This is a genomic window from Pseudomonas sp. R4-84, from assembly GCF_054130985.1.
Genome location: NZ_CP096390.1, coordinates 1,043,663 through 1,062,433 on the forward strand (window position 1 = coordinate 1,043,663; position 18,771 = coordinate 1,062,433).

The 18,771-nt window shown below is 60.3% G+C and carries 15 protein-coding genes, 1 tRNA gene and 1 pseudogene; 12 read left to right on the forward strand and 5 right to left on the reverse strand.

Annotated features, from left to right (window positions below; all coding sequences use genetic code 11):
* The first annotated feature begins 236 nt into the window (after positions 1–236).
* The 3 genes from M1D68_RS04840 to M1D68_RS04850 are packed head-to-tail and all read left to right on the forward strand — an operon-like array spanning position 237 to position 5,813.
* Positions 237–1,073, forward strand: a complete 837-nt coding sequence (locus tag M1D68_RS04840; RefSeq protein WP_457969478.1) for a response regulator transcription factor — start codon at positions 237–239, stop codon at positions 1,071–1,073.
* Positions 1,073–3,460: a 7TM-DISM domain-containing protein gene (locus M1D68_RS04845; RefSeq protein ID WP_457969480.1), complete on the forward strand. Its 2,388-nt coding sequence runs from the start codon at positions 1,073–1,075 to the stop codon at positions 3,458–3,460. Before M1D68_RS04840 ends, M1D68_RS04845 begins: the two co-directional genes overlap by 1 nt.
* 1 nt (position 3,461) lies before the next feature.
* On the forward strand, positions 3,462–5,813 hold the full coding sequence (locus tag M1D68_RS04850) for a TonB-dependent receptor (RefSeq protein WP_457969482.1): 2,352 nt from the start codon (positions 3,462–3,464) through the stop codon (positions 5,811–5,813).
* On the opposite strand, the gene M1D68_RS04855 is transcribed toward M1D68_RS04850, so the two are convergent.
* Positions 5,797–6,882, reverse strand: a complete 1,086-nt coding sequence (locus tag M1D68_RS04855) for a diguanylate cyclase domain-containing protein (RefSeq protein ID WP_434562411.1) — start codon at positions 6,880–6,882, stop codon at positions 5,797–5,799. The genes M1D68_RS04850 and M1D68_RS04855 overlap by 17 nt on opposite strands.
* Positions 6,883–7,073: 191 nt before the next feature.
* On the reverse strand, positions 7,074–7,571 hold the full coding sequence (locus M1D68_RS04860) for a hypothetical protein (RefSeq protein ID WP_457969483.1): 498 nt from the start codon (positions 7,569–7,571) through the stop codon (positions 7,074–7,076).
* Positions 7,572–7,723: 152 nt separating this feature from the next.
* On the opposite strand from M1D68_RS04860, the gene M1D68_RS04865 reads away from it, so the two are divergent.
* The gene (locus tag M1D68_RS04865; protein WP_434562415.1) at positions 7,724–8,440 is read left to right on the forward strand and encodes a hypothetical protein; all 717 of its coding nucleotides are present in this window, start codon (positions 7,724–7,726) and stop codon (positions 8,438–8,440) included.
* Positions 8,441–8,944: 504 nt separating this feature from the next.
* Entirely contained in the window at positions 8,945–9,304 is a 360-nt protein-coding gene (locus M1D68_RS04870; RefSeq protein ID WP_434562417.1) for a DUF6124 family protein, read from the forward strand.
* Between the two features lie 143 nt (positions 9,305–9,447).
* On the opposite strand, the gene M1D68_RS04875 is transcribed toward M1D68_RS04870, so the two are convergent.
* On the reverse strand, positions 9,448–10,164 hold the full coding sequence (locus tag M1D68_RS04875; protein ID WP_457969485.1) for a helix-turn-helix domain-containing protein: 717 nt from the start codon (positions 10,162–10,164) through the stop codon (positions 9,448–9,450).
* 201 nt (positions 10,165–10,365) lie between these two features.
* Here M1D68_RS04875 and M1D68_RS04880 point away from each other — a divergent pair.
* Positions 10,366–11,429, forward strand: a pseudogene (locus M1D68_RS04880) (trans-sulfuration enzyme family protein).
* A 169-nt stretch (positions 11,430–11,598) separates the two neighbouring features.
* Here M1D68_RS04880 and M1D68_RS04885 read toward each other — a convergent pair.
* Positions 11,599–11,928 carry a hypothetical protein gene (locus M1D68_RS04885; RefSeq protein ID WP_434562425.1) on the reverse strand — a complete coding sequence of 110 codons (330 nt, stop codon included), beginning with the start codon at positions 11,926–11,928 and terminating at the stop codon, positions 11,599–11,601.
* Between the two features lie 349 nt (positions 11,929–12,277).
* Positions 12,278–12,362: transfer RNA gene (locus M1D68_RS04890), tRNA-Leu, on the reverse strand.
* Between the two features lie 108 nt (positions 12,363–12,470).
* On the opposite strand from M1D68_RS04890, the gene queA reads away from it, so the two are divergent.
* The 6 genes from queA (at position 12,471) to M1D68_RS04920 (ending at position 18,551) form a co-directional block, all read left to right on the forward strand.
* Positions 12,471–13,520 carry a tRNA preQ1(34) S-adenosylmethionine ribosyltransferase-isomerase QueA gene (gene queA, locus M1D68_RS04895; protein WP_018607457.1) on the forward strand — a complete coding sequence of 350 codons (1,050 nt, stop codon included), beginning with the start codon at positions 12,471–12,473 and terminating at the stop codon, positions 13,518–13,520.
* Positions 13,521–13,534: 14 nt separating this feature from the next.
* A complete protein-coding gene (tgt, locus tag M1D68_RS04900) occupies positions 13,535–14,650 on the forward strand; it encodes a tRNA guanosine(34) transglycosylase Tgt (RefSeq protein ID WP_161951757.1) in 1,116 nt (371 codons plus the stop codon).
* 43 nt (positions 14,651–14,693) lie between these two features.
* Positions 14,694–15,029 (forward strand): preprotein translocase subunit YajC, encoded by a 336-nt coding sequence (gene yajC / locus M1D68_RS04905; RefSeq protein WP_007956696.1) that lies wholly within the window; start codon positions 14,694–14,696, stop codon positions 15,027–15,029.
* 63 nt (positions 15,030–15,092) lie between these two features.
* The gene (gene secD / locus M1D68_RS04910; RefSeq protein ID WP_420764144.1) at positions 15,093–16,961 is read left to right on the forward strand and encodes a protein translocase subunit SecD; all 1,869 of its coding nucleotides are present in this window, start codon (positions 15,093–15,095) and stop codon (positions 16,959–16,961) included.
* A gap of 9 nt (positions 16,962–16,970) precedes the next feature.
* The gene (gene secF, locus M1D68_RS04915; protein WP_420764145.1) at positions 16,971–17,885 is read left to right on the forward strand and encodes a protein translocase subunit SecF; all 915 of its coding nucleotides are present in this window, start codon (positions 16,971–16,973) and stop codon (positions 17,883–17,885) included.
* A gap of 117 nt (positions 17,886–18,002) precedes the next feature.
* Entirely contained in the window at positions 18,003–18,551 is a 549-nt protein-coding gene (locus tag M1D68_RS04920) for a glycine zipper 2TM domain-containing protein (protein ID WP_014336691.1), read from the forward strand.
* The last annotated feature ends 220 nt before the right edge of the window (positions 18,552–18,771 follow it).

Sequence of the window (18,771 nt, forward strand, 5' to 3'; positions counted from 1 at the left end):
GTTAGTCGACCATATCTCGTTTGTGGCGAGGGGATTTATCCCCTCGCCACATGTCTATGCCCCCCCAACTACATCCCACCCCGAACGGCATGACCGTTTATCGTCTGTTGAAAATTTGATAGCTTCAGTTCTCGCCCGCCCTGCCGTTATATCCATTTATTGCCGGCCCGATAGGTGATCTTCCGCCGGCAGTTTCGCGACAGAGAGCTGGCTAAACACAACAAGAGACCTGGCGAATGGACAACGGACGATACGCAAGGCAGGCAGCGACGGCGGAGGGCACGGCGGTGTCCGAGCCCGTGCCGCATATCCTGCTGATCGATGATATCCCCGAAGACATCCGCGCCACGCTCATCCTCTTGAAGGCCCAGCCCTGGCGCATTTCCCTGGCCAGCGACGCCTATCAGGGCTATCAACGGGCACTTGCGCTGCGCCCGGACCTGATCGTCCTGGATGTGCACATGCCACAAATGGACGGCTTCAGCCTGTGCAGGCTCTTGCGCGAGGCACCGGCCACCCGGCATATCCCGATTCTGTTCCTGTCTTCTGCAAATACCTCATTGGAACGACTGGAAGGGCTGACCGTGGGCGCCGTGGACTACATCCCCAAATCCTGCGCCCCCGAAGAAGTGCTGGCGCGCATCAAGATCCACCTGCAGCTGACTTGGCGCGCACCACCGACCGTCCAGGAAAGTCCGGCCGATCCGGAGCCGCAGGGTGATGAAATCGTGCTGCGCGCGGCCATGCGACTGATAGAAAACCAGTTGGACGACATGCCGTCCCTGGGCATGCTCGCGCAAAAAGTCGGCACCCATGAGAAACGCCTCTCCGCCATTTTTCGCGAGCATCTCGGGCTGACCGTGTTCGCCTATATTCGCGACGCGCGATTGCGGCGCGGCCAGGATCTACTGTGCGAAAGCGCCATGAGCGTGCAGGATGTCGCCGAACTGGTGGGCTTTCGCAGCGCCTGCAACTTCACCACGGCCTTCCGCCAGCGAATCGGCATGACGCCCAGCCAGTTTCGCCAGCAAACCCTGGACATCGTTGAAACCGAGTCGGCCGGGCGCACCTGATGCGGCTTCTTCAGTTTCTTTTGCTGACCGTTACATTGTTATCCACAGGCCTGCTGCGTGCGGCACCTGTGGATATCTGCCGCGCCGACTCTCTGAACCTGATGTCCGTCGTGCGGATTCTCGAAGACACCCAGGCACGCCTGAGCCTGGCAGAAGTCGCTCGGCTGCCAGACACGCAGTTCAAAGCCGCCACCCCAAGCTGGCCGACGCAGGGCTACAGCCGCTCCGCCTTCTGGTTGAAATTACGGCTGACCAATTCGAGCGATGCGGCGTGTTCGCGCTTGCTGGTGGTCGGGGCGCCGCGCCTGGAAGACATCCGCGTCTACCAACCGGGGTACGAGGCACACGGCGGCGGCGCCTATCCCCTGGCCGAATGGCCTCAGCCGGCGGCGCGTCAGCCGGCGTTCCCGGTGTCGTTGGCGGCGGGGCAGAGCACCACGGTGTTCGTCCGGGTGGCGAGCAACTTCCAGATGCTGCTGGAGCCGGAACTGTGGTCCGAACCGGCGCTGCTGCGCAGTCAGCAACAGACGTACCTGAGCGACGGGCTCTCCCTCGGCATTGTCCTGCTGGTCGTGCCGTTCGGCTTTATCGTCGGCTGGATCCTGCGCTCTCGGCTGCTGATGGTGAACGCGGGTGCGGTACTGAGCTACATCCTGCTGACCTGCATCCTCAACGGTTACCTGATCTACTGGCCGTCGGCGCTGGGCTGGATGCGCGAGCTGCTGACCTGCGCCAGCGCGCTCTCGTTCGTACTGTTCCTGGCGTACTTCCGCGTACTGTTGCAGGTGTCCCAGCTGCCCAGGATCATCGGCTGGAGCTATTGGGTGCCGCTGCTAGGTTGTGTCTTCGGCCGACTTTGGTGGTTGAAGATCGATGCGGTCCAGGGCGCGCAGATCGTTCAGGTCTTCCTGATGAGTTTCTACGGCGTGTTGTTCGCTACGTTATTCATGGCGTGGCGCAGGCGGCTGAGCTATAGCTGGATGGCATGGCTGGTGCCCGGGCTCTTGGTGGGGCAACTGCTGATGCGGATTTTCTTCCCCCAGGAACAATTGCCCTGGCAGTCGCCGGAAAGCAAGTACAGCCTGTCTTCCACCTTGGCGGGCGTGGTGTTGCTGGTGTGCACCTTGATCATGGAAGTGGCCCGCAGCCGCAACCGGGAAAAGCACGCGCTGTCGACCCTCGAACAGCAACGCCAGGCAGAGCACGAGCGCCTGGAAAGCACCGTGGCCCTGCGCACCTCGCAGCTGCGCGACTCCCTCGCGGCTCGCAGTGCATTGATGGCGCGGATCAGCCACGACCTGCGCTCGCCACTGGTGCGCATCATCGACTATGCGCGCCTGCTACACGGCGGGCCGAATCGCGACTACCCGGCGACGATCGAGCGCAACGCCCGTCAACAACTGGAGCTGATCGACGAGATGCTCGAGTTCTCCCAGGGCGAGCTGGAGCAGATGCAACTGACCCTCGCGCCGGGCTATCTGTACGGCTTTCTCCAGGAAATCGCCGACGAGGCGGGCTTTCTCGCCGCGCGCCAGGGCAACAGCTTCAACGCGATAATGGCCCAGGACCTGCCGCCCCTGGTGGAGGCCGACTTCAAGCGGCTTCGGCAGGTGTTGATGAACCTTCTGGCGAACGCGGCGAAATTCACCCGCAACGGCCAGATCCGTTTCGAAGTGGGCTGTTGTCCAGGAGCAACCGCTGACACCGTGGAGCTGCGCTTCAGCGTGATCGACACCGGCATCGGCATCGACCCGCAAGAATTCGAACAACTGCTGCAACCGTTCCGCCGTGGCCGCAACGCCCAACGCTACGAAGGCAGCGGGCTGGGGCTGTCCATCGTCACCCAATTGCTGGAACGCATGGGCAGCCGTCTCGAACCCCAGGCCACGGGGCAGGGCAGCCACTTCAGGTTCCGCCTGCAACTCAAATGCGCCCAAGAAGATGACCTGGAAAACGGCATCGTCGATAACAACATCACGCCGCTCGACGGCCAGGGCAAACACGTGTTGCTGGTGGACGACATCGAACAAAACAGCGAATGGCTCTATGACCTGCTGGCCGGTTACGGTTTCGATGTGAGCATGGCGGCGAGCGGCGAAGATGCCTTGGCTTGCCTGGCGGAACAGCCAGTCGACCTGCTGATCAGCGATCAGATGATGCCTGGGATGGACGGTTGGGAACTGCTGCGACACGTTCGCGCCCGTGAGCACGATCTGCCCGTGATGCTTTATTCAGCGGTCCCGCCACACAGGCCGCCGGGTTACCCCGGGGACCTGGCCTTCGACGCTGTGCTGCTCAAGCCCACCGACAGCCGCCAATTGCTGGCGCGGATCAAGACCCTGGTTTGCCCGGACACGGTGCATCGAGCAATGGCCCGGGAGTTCTAGCATGCCGGGTATGGGTTATCGGCTGCTCTTGCTCGGCAGCCTTACGGTATTGCCTTGGCTGTCGGCCAAGGCAGCGCAAGACACCTCCGGCGGCCTCGTCCTTGACCAGACCACCGTCACCGCTCGACGCCGCGAGGAAGACCCGCAAGACGTGCCGATCCCGATCAACGTCCTCTACGGCGATCAGCTGGACGAAGCCGGCCTGCATCGCCTGCAAGACATTCAACAACGGGTGCCGGGCCTGGTGGTGTCCGGCCACGATGCCCGTTATGCCGGTTTCGGCCTGCGCGGGTTCGGCGCGACCGCCTACAACGATGGTCTGGAAGGCAGCGTCGGCACCTACGTCGATGGCGTTTACCAGGCACGCCAGGGCATGGCCTTCACCGAGTTGATGGACATCGAACGCATCGAAGTGTTGCGCGGGCCGCAAGGCACCTTGTTCGGCAAGAACACCACCGCGGGCGCGCTGAACATCGTCACGCGCCAGCCGACTTTCCAGCCCGAAGCCAACCTCGAAGCCAGTTACGGCGAGCGCGGTCTGCGGGAATATCGCGGCACCGTCTCCGGGCCGCTGCAAGACGGCGTTCTCGCCGGGCGGCTCAATGTCTTCGACGGCTCCAGCGAGGGCGCCGTGGAAAACCTGCACGACGGCAGTCGCCTCGGCGACGCCGACAGCCAAGGCCTGCGCGGCCAATTGCTGTGGACACCGAACAGCGACTTCAGCGCCCGCCTGATCGCCGACTACGCCGAGCAGAACGAAGCCGGCAATGTCCTGTTGGTCAATCACTACAGCGAGCAAACCCGCAAGCGCGCCAAATTCCTTGGCTATCCGCTGGCGGAGCCCGACCCTTACCAACGGGAGAACCGCATCGACGCGCCGGGTCGCCCGCGAACTCTGCAGAACGGCGTGTCACTGGAATTGAATTGGGACTTGGACGAGGCGATGCGCTTCACCAGCATCACCGCCTACCGCGACTGGGACTACCGCGCCGGCCGCGACGGTGACAGCACCGCGCTGGCGGTGGCCCAATCCGAAACCGAGTTGGGCCATCGGCAGTTCAGCCAGGAATGGCGGCTGTCCGGCACGGCCGGCTCGTCCGTCGATTATGTCGCCGGGCTCTATTACCTGCGCCAACAGCTCGACCGCCAGATCGACGCCGAATTCGGCCCGGACGCCGCGCCCTGGTTCGTTGGCGATCAACTGGAGGCACTGCAAAAAATCTTCGGCATCACGTTTACCGATCCGAGTCAGGTGCCTTCCGTGCTGCTCGATGGCGCTCGGCAGCGTTATGACGGCGAGCAGAAGGGCGACAGCCGGGCGGTGTTCGGTCAACTTTCCTGGCGTCCGATCGACCCGTTGGAACTCACCGGCGGCCTGCGCTACAGCAAGGAGCGCAAGGACGGCTGGATCTCCCGCGACGTCAGCAACCTTGCCCCGCTGAACGGCTTACCCCCGGTGTTCCAGGTGGGCGGGCAATTGCTGCGGGACATCGCCCTCGGCGGTACTTATTACCGTGAAGACTCCATCAAAGAAAACAACGTCTCCGGCCTGCTCAGCGCCAGCTATCGCTTCAGCGATGCCGTGATGGGCTACGTCAGTTGGTCGCGGGGCTACAAGGCCGGCGGCATCAACTTCGACGTGATCGGGCCGTTCACCGAGCCCACCTTCGAGCCGGAACGCGCCACGTCCCTGGAAGTGGGCATGAAGACGCGGTTCTGGGATCAGCGCGCATTGCTCAATCTTGCCGTCTACCAGACCGACGTCGATGACTACCAAGCGCTCACCTACAGCCCGCCGACATCGCTGTTCGCGCCGCCGCTGCGGGACAACCTGATCAACGTCGGCAAAGTCCGCTTGCGCGGCATCGAACTCGATTCCGCGTGGCAACTCACCTCCCAACTCACCGGGCGCCTGGGCGTGGCCTGGAGCGACGCGCGCTACCGCAGCTTCCCCAACGCCCCGTGCCCACCGGCCTCGGGTCAATGGACCTGCGACCTCAGCGGCGAGCGCCTCTACAACGCGCCGGAATGGAACCTGAGCAGCGGCCTCGACCACACCCACCCGCTGCCCTATGGCCTGGAACTCTACAGCGGCGTCGACTACAGCTTCCGCACCGGTTACTACGGCACCCTCGAAGGCGGCGAAGGCAGCTATCAACCCAGCTACGGTCTCACCAACCTGCGCCTGGGCATGCGCAGCCAGGATCGCGCCTGGGAAGTCGAAGGCTGGGTGCGCAACGTGTTCGATCGCAACTACATCACCGCCGTCTACTCACTGCTCGGTGCCGGCGACTACGGCGTCATGACCGGCAGCGAACGCACCGTCGGCACCACCGTCAGGTTTCGTTATTGACCGAAAGGCAGCGGGTCGGACAAAACGCCAGGCGATTACCGCCGGCCTTTTTCGACAGGTACATGGCCTGGTCCGCCTTGCTGATCAGCCCATCCACCTCAAGCCCATGCTCCGGAAAAAACGCCACCCCGATACTCGCGGCAATCTCCACCGTCTGCGCGCCAATCAGAATCGGCGCGTTGGCCGCCGCCAGCATCCGCTTGAGCATCGGCTCGCAATCCTCCACTTCCTGCAGCCCCACCAACCCGGCCACAAACTCATCCCCCCCAAGGCGCGCCAACGTATCGCCCTCGCGCAACGTCGCATTGATCCGCGCCGCGACAATCTGCAGCACCCGATCCCCCCAGTCATGCCCATAACTGTCGTTCAGCGCCTTGAACCCATCCAGGTCGATAAACGCAATCGCCACCTTCTGCTGATGAACCCGCGCCTTGCCCAACGCCTGACGCATCCGCTCGGCCAACAACAACCGATTGGGCAACTGCGTGAGCGCGTCATACCGCGCATCCCGTTCCAGCAGCTGCAAGCGCTGCTTCATCTGCGTCATGTCGCTGAACAGCGCCACGTAGTGCTGAACATTGCCGTGACGGTCATGCACCGCACTGATGCTGATCCGCGACGTCATCTCCCGGCCATCTTTATGGTTGGTCTGAATCTCACCGGACCAATGCCCGTGGAAATCCAGCGCATTCTTCATCGGCGCGTAAAACGCGGTGAGGCGACGGACCATGCGATGGGAGTTCAGCTCATGGCCCTGAATCTCTTCCTGACCGTAACCGGTAAGCCGCGTAAAGGCCTCGTTCACGGCGATGACCCGGCCGAAGGGATCAACGAGGATGATGCCTTCGCGGGCATGGCAGAACACGGTGGTGGCCAGCTCTGGGCACAGGGTGTTGAGGTGACGGTCCAGGGCGGCTTCGTCGCGGGTGGCGGGCCATGTATTGGAATCGAAGCCTTGCAGGGCCAAGTAGCGGACCAGGGAAGAGAGCGATTTGTGCAGGCGGGTGAGCGCATTCGTGGCGAGCCTGGAGTTCAGGCAATAGCTGCGAATGAAGGTGTGTAGGTTCATGGGAGGGACGCGGTGCTCGGTTGTAGCGCTTGGGGTGGGTGAAGCGGGGGATTATCGAGGAGGGGGGGCGGTGGGGTGTTTGCTGGAGGGGATGGGGGCTTTGCGGGAGGGGATGGATGGGGAAGATTTTCTTGGAGGTAAGGATGCGCGCAGCGATCAAGCTAAGGGGAGTCGCTGCGCGCGACGTTTCATTAGTCCAGTACAACAATGCCATTCTGGGGAACGTTCACGAACGGCAACGCGCTGCATCGCTGATGATGGGCTTCAAGGGCCAGTGCCTCATACCAATGCAGATAGCCATTCAACATGTGTTTGGGGATGTTTGAATTACGCAGCGGAAAGAACGCGATGGACAATTGGTCTTCTTTTTGTTCATGCCAGCGCCAGCCAGCCGAATGGCCACGAGCCCGGGCTCCCCAAAGCCCTGCGGACCAGGCAAATTGGCCCATGCGAAACTTGAAACTACTTGTTTGCCCGATGTACTGGACGGCTGGGTTGTCAGGCGATGCCTCCTCGGTGGCTCTCCAGGCAATGCAGTAGACACCCTTCGCAGCAACCATCTGCGCGAGAACGGGGTCCACGCCGGCGGATTTTTTGCCGACCCCGGGCCAGAAGCAATTGCTGATTTCCGCCCAGGTGTACCAGCCTGCGCCATGCGCCTCAAGGTCAAACAGCTCGGGAACTTTCATTGTGATTCGTCCTTGATCGATCAGATTGAAGTGAAGGCAGGATACTGAGATTGATGTCTTAGTGCCATTATTTAGCTGAGGGCTTGGTTTTGGCTGCGGTTGCTGGTCAGACAGGCACGGAGAGTTAGCTGCACGAAACGGAGTCAATTAACATGGCGGCCTCGTTCAATACTTGGTTTCCCTTTATGCAGTCTCTCGAAAATACGCTGCTTTCTTACGCCACACAGCACCTGCCAGGACTTCCCCATATCTACACTTGGAAGTTTGATATCGCGCTCGTCCAGCATTCGTTTGAATGGGAGATTGGTGGCTCGAACTGGTACGAAAAAACGTGCGCACTGAAGCGGCATGCCTCCCTGCAATGGGGGTCATCCCCCGAGCAACGGATGGCACTTGCGGACTACGCGGTGCGAGTTTGGGGCGGTGTCAAAAGAAATGCACCTGCGACGATGCAGGGCTACGTTCAGATCGTGTCGCAGGGCCAAGTGCCGATAAATCACAAGGGAATCGCCTCATGGTCGAAGGTGGCGGCGTTCTCGAATCCAAACGAGCATGCCATCTTCGATGCGCGGGTTTCATTTTCCCTGAATGTTCTGCAGATGCTTCACGGTGATGAGCAACGCTGGTGGTTTCCGCACTTGGCGGGTCGAAATACGCAGCTTAACGCCTGCTGGCCACGCTTAAAGAGCCAGGCGCGGCAACAGGGCTGGCTTCGAATCGCAACGACCGATGTCTACTCGACCTATATTGGGTTACTGATGAGCGTCTCCCGAAAACTCAAGGTCGAGATAGGAGACGTTGAGATGCTGCTCTTTTCAAAGGCGGAAGATTTTGCTTCGGCGTTTAACGAGGCCTATCCCTCTCCTTAAAGACTAAAGTGTCCGAAAGGGGACAGATCTATTTATTACGCTGCTCAGTTGATTAAACGCCGAACCCCGTGGCGAGGGAGCTTGCTCCCGCTGGGCTGCGCAGCAGCCCCTCTTCATCCATCGGCCAGCCGCTCACCCCAGCCAAATGAAGCCCTGTCAGTAAAGCCCGACAGAAACCGTCACGAAGCCCCGCCAGCCCACATCGCCTTGCGCCTTTGCCTACAACTACGCCAGAATCCGCCGACTTGTGCGCCTGGGGTTGCGTCGGTAGTTTGGGATCTGTCACTGCTCATCAGTGATCGGGTTTAGTCGCCCGTCGTTGCTAAGTCGCTCAAGCGTCCATCAGTCAGGTATCCCCATCCCTGCACTCGATGGTGGCTGTGCGCAGGGCGCCTCCGGGCGCGCCGATTTCTTAGCTCGTCGGTCGACTAACCTGCGCATAGCTGCCTCCCAATCGTTTAGTCGCGAACGGGTCGTAGCCTCAACCAAAAGAGAGCTAGGACCATGGTCAAAATTACACCGAACCCCCCAGTTACCGATGAACACGTCTCCCGTGCTCAGTCTGCCCGCAACAAGAAAATCGACGACGCTGCCACGCGAGCGTTGGATTGTTATCTGAAACCCAAGCCTAAGAGCGAAACATCGGACAAGACCGACTCCATTTTACGGATTGATCCGAATGTGGATTCTGAGTGTTTGCTGGCGAATCTCAGTGAGAATTTGGCTTCGGCGAACGCGATGATCAGTGACTTGGCGTTTGATCTGGATGGATCGCGGCGACGTGTTGCGTTGGGGATTTTGCAGGTGATTGAGGTAAGTGAGCTGTTGGCGAATCGGGCGTTGGATATTGTTGAGGTGAGGTAGCCGAGGCGTTCGCCTCGGCAGGAAAGGTCTTGCGCAGCAGACCTTTCCTGCCGCCTGACGGGAGCATCAAAGCACACTTAAGACCTGCAGCGTGTGTGGAAAGACCAGAGTCGTTTTGATCTGGGCGATGATGTAACGAAGAATCACTGAGGCGCGCTTTGCATTAAATGAGTGGACTGAAAGGCCCGTGGCGTACTGCCTGTTATTTTTCGAAAGGCCGCCACATAGGCTGCTGCACTCGCAAACTGCAAAGTATGTGCAACCCATTTGACGGACCGATTCGATGCCAGCAGATCCAGCGAGGCAACGATGCGCGCCCGTTGGTGCCATGTGCGATAGTTCAAGCCCACTTCCGCGCTAAAGCGCCGCGTAAAGGTGCGTTCGGACATGGCCGCACGATACGCAATTTCAGATATCGACCAATGCCACTGATTGCCTGAAATCAGCTCCATCAATGCCGCGCGCAGCCGCTCGTCAGTCGGCATCGGCAAGTGTGTCGGTAGGCAGGCCGCTTCACCCAATGCATGCAGTAATAACTGCACCATCAATTCGCGCATCTCACCCTGGCGCGGCTGTTCGAACAAGCCCAGTACCAGTTCCCTGATCAGGCTGGATGCCACGACCGCGTGCACTTCGTTGCAACGCGCGAAGCCGGCGACTTCGGTGAACAATGCCGGGTGGAAATACACCGTTCGCATCTCAACATCCGACAGGATCTGAAGGGCATGGGGTTGGTGCGGCGGTATCCACAACGCCCGTTGCGGTGGAACCGTCCAGCGACTTTGCTGTGTTTCAACCAACATCGTGCCGCGCAACGCAAACACCAGTTGCCCGGTCTGGTGCTCGTGCGAAGGCAACACAGCGCCGCGCTCATGCCGCTTCGCTAACAGGCGAAACTCGGCGGGCTCGGATGGCGCGTCAGCGATATTTTTTGGCTGATGGAGTCTGACATGCCAAACATACTATAGGACTCTGACCACTCGAATCGAGGCCATCATGCACCGTGACTCTGCTCTTGTTCACCTGGGCCGCACCAGCGCCGCAGCGGTTCATGAACAGTAGTGTTTGAAACCCTGGAGGAATATCGGCATTCGTACCAGGGCAGGGTTTTCGAATCGTCACGTTATGGGCGCTCGGGCACGGTCACCACGTTTGAGTTACAAGAGGCCATGGCACGTCTTGAAAATGCCGAAACCTGCATCGCCACCTCCAGCGGTTTGAGCGCTATCGCCGCAGTGTTAGGCGCACATGCGGGACCGGGAAAACATATCCTGGTCTACAACGGCGTGTATGGTCCGACCCGAGTATTTTGCGAGCAATCGCTGACAGCACTTGGCACCAAAATCAGCTTCTTCAACGACAGCGCCGAAGTCGGCCAACTGATCGACGACAATACGAGCCTAGTCTTCATCGAAGTGCCTTCATCGTTGACGATGCAGATGCTGGACATCACGCAAGTGTGCGCGGCGGCCCGTGAACGGGGCATACCGGTTGCCTGCGACTCAACGTGGGGCTCACCGATGTACTTCAACGCCCATGCGCTGGGGATCGATATTTCGATTCATGCGGCTACCAAGTTCATCAACGGCCACTCAGACGTCATTCTCGGCCTGGTGACCGGCGCTTACTCAACGTTGGACACGACGCGCAAATGGTGTGACCGCCACGGCTCGCATGCCTCCCCGGATGCGTGCTGGCTCACCCTGCGCGGATTGAGAACACTCGCCGTGCGCATGCCCCGGCATCAAGCCAGTGCAATCGAAGTGGCTAAATGGTTAAGTGCACATTCGAAGGTCAAACGCGTGATGTTTCCAGTATTGGCCTCCGATCCGGGCACACCCTCTGGAAAAGACAGTTTTCCGGTGGCGCCGGGCCCTTTACCTTCGAACTGCAACCTTGCAATGAAGCCGCATTTGAACGCTTCATCAACGCGTTGAAATTGTTTGGCCTAGGCACCAGTTGGGGCGGGTATGAAAGTTTGGTCATGCCCGCCATTTCACACGAACTGCGCTCGATCAAGACGCTCCCTGACGAGGGGCGGCTGGTTCGTTTACACATTGGGCTCGAGCATGCGCCGGATCTGTGTGCGGATCTGGCCCAGGCGTTTGATCGGATGGAGGGATGAGCCGGAAAACGCTTCTTTTAAAAGGTCTGACAGTCCTGGCTCACAGAGCCCGCAAGCCCCACGAGCGAGCGCGCTCACAATCGCAGCGGAGATTCAGAAGAGCATTGCCAGGTTGCTCACCATCCGCCGGATGCGTTACCACGCGGAGCGTGGGAACGAGCGCTGGGGTTTATACAATATCTTTCACATAAGCGTTAAGCGCGATGAGCGGACCGTGAAGGTCGTCTATCTTTTGCGCTGAGCTGAAATCCGTAGCCAAACGGTGCAGCTCTCGGCCCAGCACTGTATCCACCCCACCAATCGCCCCCAACGCCAAATCCAGGCATCGACTGATTTCGCCCTGAATCCCGGCCACATCGCCCCGCCGCACCAACAACCCAAAAACCTCCCGATCACAATCCCCCATCAACGGATCATCCCGCAGGATCGGGCTGTGGCCTTCCGTCTCATAAGCCAGCTTGAGGGAGTAAAGAGCGACCGTTTCCAGCAGCAATTCCATGGGGTGAAATCCTTTGTGACTGGGTGAGGAGGGGTGGGGGTGAAGGTTCATGGCTTGGCGAGTGCTAGTCGGAGTATCGGTGTGGGGGAGTGACTATTTTGTGAGCGCTTTGCGCTCAAGCGGGAGCAAGCTCCCTCGCCACGGGTTTTTCCCTGTTTCCTGTCTTCCTTATTGCAGGGTTCTTTCTCGCCACTGGGCTGGTATTTGGGGCTGCTTTGCAGCCCAGCGGGGATAAATCCCCTCGCCACAACAGCGGGCGCCCTGGGTGAGATTTCGCATCGATCATGGGCCAAACCACTTTCTTGCAGACGAAAAAAAAGACCTTGAATTTCAAGGTCTTTCTTTAAGATGGTGCCCCGAGGGAGACTCGAACTCCCACTCCTTTCGAAAACGGATTTTGAATCCGCCGCGTCTACCAATTCCGCCATCAGGGCTCAATGGCGGCGAAGTATAGAGAGGTGCCTACCGTTGGTCAATCACGTTTCATGGTGAATTTTTAATATTTCCGCTAGACTTTCCGGCCCTGCTAGACGAACCCCATCATGCGTGTTGCTGACTTTACTTTCGAACTCCCGGATTCGCTGATCGCTCGCCACCCGCTGGCCGAGCGGCGCGCCAGTCGACTGTTGACCCTTGACGGGGTCAGCGGTGCCATGGCTCACCGTCAATTCACTGATTTGCTCGAGCATTTGCGTCCGGGCGATTTGATGGTGTTCAACAATACCCGGGTGATTCCGGCGCGGTTGTTTGGCCAGAAGGCCTCCGGTGGCAAGCTGGAGATTCTGGTGGAGCGGGTGCTGGACAGTCATCGCGTGCTGGCCCATGTGCGGTCGAGCAAGTCGCCCAAGCCGGGCTCGTCGATTTTGATCGACGGCGGCGGTGAGGCGCGGATGGTGGCGCGGCACGATGCGTTGTTCGAGCTGGAATTTGCCGAAGAGGTGTTGCCGCTGCTCGACCGTGTCGGGCACATGCCGTTGCCTCCTTATATAGACCGCCCGGACGAAGGTTCGGACCGCGAGCGCTATCAGACCGTATACGCCGAGCGCCTGGGGGCGGTGGCGGCGCCGACGGCGGGGCTGCATTTTGATCAGCCGTTGCTGGAGGCGATCGCCGCCAAGGGCGTGGAGACGGCGTTCGTGACGCTGCACGTCGGCGCTGGCACGTTCCAACCGGTGCGGGTGGAGCGCATCGAAGACCATCACATGCACAACGAATGGCTGGAAGTGAGCCAGGAAGTCGTCGATGCCGTGGCGGCCTGTCGCGCGCGCGGTGGGCGGGTGGTGGCGGTGGGGACCACCAGCGTGCGGTCTCTGGAGAGCGCTGCGCGCGATGGCGTGCTCAAACCGTTCAGTGGCGACACCGATATCTTCATCTACCCGGGCCGGCCGTTTCATGTGGTCGATGCCCTGGTCACCAACTTTCATTTGCCCGAATCCACGCTGTTGATGCTGGTTTCGGCCTTCGCCGGTTACCCCGAAGCCATGGCTGCCTACAAGGCCGCCGTCGAGCATGGGTACCGCTTTTTCAGCTACGGTGATGCGATGTTCATCACCCGTAACCCCGCGCCACGCGGGCCCGAGGAAACCGTATGAGTCGCACCTGTCGCATGTCCTTCGAGTTGCTTGCCACCGATGGCAAGGCTCGTCGCGGACGCCTGACCTTCCCCCGCGGTACCGTGGAGACCCCGGCATTCATGCCGGTGGGCACCTACGGCACGGTCAAGGGCATGCTGCCGCGTGATATCGAGGCAATTGGCGCGGAGATCATTCTTGGCAACACCTTCCACCTGTGGCTGCGCCCGGGCATGGAAGTGATCAAGGCCCACGGCGACCTGCACGATTTCATGCAATGGAAAGGCCCGATTCTGACCGACTCTGGCGGTTTCCAGGTGTTCAGCTTGGGCGCGATGCGCAAGATCAAGGAGGAGGGCGTGACCTTCGCTTCTCCGGTGGACGGTTCCAAGGTGTTCATGGGGCCGGAAGAGTCGATGCAGGTGCAGCGCGACCTGGGCTCGGACATCGTGATGATCTTCGACGAATGCACGCCGTACCCGGCCGATGAAGACGTGGCGCGGGTGTCCATGGAGCTGTCGTTGCGCTGGGCCCAGCGTTCGAAGAATGCACACGGCGAAAACACCGCGGCGCTGTTCGGCATCGTCCAGGGCGGCATGCACCGCGACCTGCGCATGCGCTCGCTGGAAGGCCTGGACAAGATCGGCTTCGACGGCCTGGCGATTGGCGGTCTGTCGGTGGGTGAACCGAAGCACGAGATGATCAAGGTGCTCGATTACCTGCCGGGGGAAATGCCCGCTGACAAACCTCGTTACCTTATGGGCGTTGGCAAACCGGAAGATCTGGTTGAGGGTGTGCGCCGCGGGGTGGACATGTTCGATTGCGTGATGCCAACCCGTAATGCCCGCAATGGGCATCTGTTCATCGACACCGGTGTGCTGAAGATCCGTAACGCGTTCCATCGCCATGATGATTCGCCGCTGGATCCGACGTGCGATTGCTACACCTGCCAGAACTTCTCCCGCGCTTATCTGCATCATTTGGACAAGTGCGGCGAAATGCTCGGCAGCATGCTCAATACCATCCACAATTTGCGCCATTATCAGGTGCTTATGGCTGGTTTGCGCGAGGCTATCCAACAGGGTACATTGGCCGCCTTTGTCGAGGCCTTCTATGCCAAGCGCGGGTTGCCTGTTCCGCCTTTGGACTGAGTTTTCCGATCCCTAGATTCAATACTTGCAACTGGAGTGCTAAATGAGCTTTTTTATCTCTAACGCCATGGCCGATGCCGCTGCACCTGCAGCTGCGCCAATGGGTGGCGGTTTCGAGTGGATTTTCCTGGTCGGCTTCCTGGTCATCTTCTATCTGATGATCTGGCGTCCACAGGCCAAGCGCGCCAAAGAGCAGAAGAACCTGCTCAGCAGCCTGCAAAAAGGTGATGAAGTGGTCACCACCGGCGGCATCGCCGGCAAGATCACCAAAGTGGCCGATGACTTCGTGGTACTGGAAGTGTCCGACACGGTTGAAATGAAGTTCCAGAAGGGCGCCATCGCGGCCACGCTGCCAAAAGGCACGCTGAAAGCGATCTAAGTAACAACTTCTCTTCAATCGACGGGGCGCGCAAGGCGCCCCGCGTCATAAGCGGGCGGCGTGATGCTGAACAAATACCCTCTGTGGAAATACCTACTGATCCTGGCGGTGCTGGCGGTCGGTCTGATTTATTCCGCTCCCAATCTTTACCCGGATGACCCGGCCATTCAGGTCAGTGGCGCAAGCACTGCGCTGCAGGTCACCCAGGCCGATCTGGACCGCGCGAGCGCTGCGCTCAAGGCGTCCAATATCGAGGTCAAGGCTGCGTCCATCGCCGAAAACGGCAAGGGCGGCCTGTTGCGCCTGGTCAAGTCTGAAGACCAGTTGCCGGCCAAGGACGTGGTGCGCAAGGCGTTGGGCGACGATTACGTTGTAGCCCTGAACCTGGCCCAGACCACCCCACAATGGCTGCGCAATCTCGGCGCCCACCCAATGAAGCTGGGCCTGGACTTGTCCGGTGGTGTGCACTTCCTGCTGGAAGTGGACATGGAAAAAGCCCTCGACGCACGCCTGAAAGTCTACGAAGGCGACGTCAAGAGCCTGTTGCGCAAAGAGCGCGTGCGCTATCGCAGCCTGCCGCAGTTCGAAGGTGCCATTCAGCTGGGCTTCAGTGATGAAGATACCCGCGAACAGGCCCGTGCGCTGGTCCGCAAGAATTTCAACGATTTCGACATTGTGCCGGCCGACCTCAATGGCCAACCGGTGCTGCGTCTGGCGATGACCCCGGCCAAGCTGGCGGAAATCCGCGAATACTCCATCAAGCAGAACTTGACCACGGTCCGTAACCGCGTCAACGAGCTGGGTGTGGCTGAGCCGATCGTGCAGCGCCAGGGCGCCAACCGCATCGTGGTCGAGCTGCCGGGCGTGCAGGACACGGCCGAAGCCAAGCGTATCCTCGGCAAGACCGCCAACCTGGAATTCCGCCTGGCCGCTGAGCCGGGTGCGTCCAAGGCCACTTCCGAGAGCTTCGAGTTCCGTGAGGGCGGCCGTCCGGCGGCGCAAATCGAGCGTGGCCTGATCATCACCGGTGACCAGGTGACCGATGCCCAGGCGGGCTTCGACGAGCAAGGTCGTCCTCAGGTGAACATTCGCCTCGACGGCCACGGCGGCGAACTGATGAGCCGCGCCACGCGCAGCAACGTCGGTCGCAGCATGGCGGTGATCTTCATCGAGCAGAAGCCGACCACCACCTACACCAAGCAAGTGGTCAACGGCGTCGAAAAAGACGTACCGGTCCAGACCTTCAAGGAAGAGAAGAAAATCATCAGCCTGGCGACCATCCAGTCGCCGCTGGGCAGCCAATTCCGCATCACCGGCCTGAACGGCCAGGGCGAGTCCTCGGAACTGGCCCTGCTGCTGCGTGCCGGTGGCCTGGCCGCGCCGATGTACTTCGCTGAAGAACGCACCATCGGCCCGAGCCTGGGTGCCGACAACATCACCAAGGGTGTCGATGCATCCCTGTGGGGCATGCTGTTCGTGTCGCTGTTCATCATCGCCATCTACCGCTTCTTCGGCTTGATCGCCACGGTTGCGCTGGCGGTGAACATGGTGCTGCTGCTGGCCCTGATGTCCTTGCTGGGCGCCACGCTGACCCTGCCGGGTATCGCCGGTATCGTCTTGACCATGGGCATGGCGGTGGACGCCAACGTGCTGATCTTCTCGCGGATACGTGAAGAGATCGCCGCGGGCATGTCGATCCAGCGGGCAATCAACGAAGGCTTCGGCCGCGCATTCACTGCGATTATCGACTCCAACCTGACCACGTTGCTGGTCGGCGGGATTCTCTTTGCCATGGGCACCGGCCCGGTCAAAGGCTTCGCAGTGACCATGTCCCTCGGGATCTTTACCTCGATGTTCACAGCCATTCTGGTGACCCGTGCAATGGTCAACCTGATTTATGGTGGCCGTGACGTCAAGAAGTTGTGGATTTAAGGGGCTGACATGTTACGTACAATCAACTTCATGGGCGTCCGCAACATTGCGTTCGGCGTCACATTGTTCCTTACGGCCCTGGCGTTGTTCAGCTGGGCCACCAAGGGCCTGAACTACGGCTTGGACTTCACCGGCGGTACGCTCATCGAGCTGACCTACGAACGTCCGGCCGATGTCACCAAGGTGCGTGAGCAGCTGGCGACCTCGGGCTACAGCGACGCCGTGGTGCAGAGCTTTGGCGCCACCACTGATTTGCTGGTGCGCATGCCGGGTGAAGACCCGCAACTGGGCCAGCGCGTAGCGGATGCCTTGCAGAAGGCCGGTGGCGACAACCCGGCGGTGGTCAAGCGCGTCGAGTTCGTCGGCCCGCAAGTGGGTGAAGAACTGCGCGACCAGGGCGGCCTCGGCATGCTGTTGGCGTTGGGCGGCGTGATGCTCTACCTGGCTTTCCGCTTCCAGTGGAAGTTCGCGGTAGGCGCCATTGTCTCGCTGATCCACGACGTGATCGTGACCGTGGGCATCCTGTCGTTCTTCCAGATCACCTTCGACTTGACGGTGCTGGCGGCAGTGCTGGCGATCATCGGTTACTCGCTCAACGACACCATCGTGGTGTTCGACCGGGTGCGTGAGAACTTCCGTGTACTGCGCAAGGCGTCCTTGGTCGAGAACATCAATATCTCGACCACCCAGACCCTGTTGCGGACCATGGCGACGTCGATCTCCACCTTGTTGGCGATTGCCGCGCTGCTGTTCTTTGGTGGCGACAACCTGTTCGGTTTCTCCATCGCGTTGTTCATCGGTGTGATGGCGGGTACCTACTCCTCGATCTACATCGCCAACGTGGTGTTGATCTGGCTGAACCTGAGCACCGAGGATCTGATTCCTCCGGCCGCTACGGAGACCGAGGTGGACGACCGCCCGTAAGGCTCGGTTTTCCGTCCGTCACCGCTGAGAAGGCGCGAGTTGAACTCGCGCCTTTTTTTATGCTCCAAGGCTGGGAGAAGCGCGGATTATTCCGCTTGTGATGGTCAGGAGGTTCAAGTGAACAAATCGATGCTGGTTGGTGCGGTATTGGGTGCTGTCGGTGTAACAGCCGGTGGTGCGGTCGCCACCTACAGCTTGGTAAAAAGTGGCCCTGAGTACGCGCAAGTACTGGCCGTGGAACCGGTCAAGACCCAGATCAAGACTCCGCGTGAAGTGTGCAAGGACGTCACCGTGACTCGGCAGAAGCCCGTCCAGGACCAACACCAGATCGCTGGCACCGTGCTCGGTGCTGTGGCCGGTGGCCTGTTAGGCAACCAGATCGGCGGCGGCACCGGCAAGAAAATCGCCACGGTGGCGGGTGCGGCCGGCGGTGGTTATGCCGGTAACAAGATCCAGGAAGGCATGCAAGAACGCGACACGTACACTACCACCCAAACTCGCTGCAACACGGTCAATGACATCAGCGACAAGGTGGTCGGCTACGACGTCCGCTACATGCTCGACGGCAAGGAAGGAAAAGTCCGCATGGACCGCGACCCGGGCAACCAGATCCCGGTTAGCAAGGAAGGCCAACTGATCCTGGGCCAGAACGAACCGGCCCAGTGATCCAACCGCTATGAAAAAGCACCCTTCGGAGTGCTTTTTTCATGCCCACAGTTCACGCGCCACCCCGAATCCCTGTGGGAGCGAGCCTGCTCGCGAAAGCTGCATTCATATTCCAGATAAACCTGTGGCGAGGGAGCTTGCTCCCGCTGGGCTGCGCAGCAGGCCCAAGATCTTGCGGTCGCTGCGCACTGGAGCGCCAGCCCGGCCGAGCGGGAGCAAG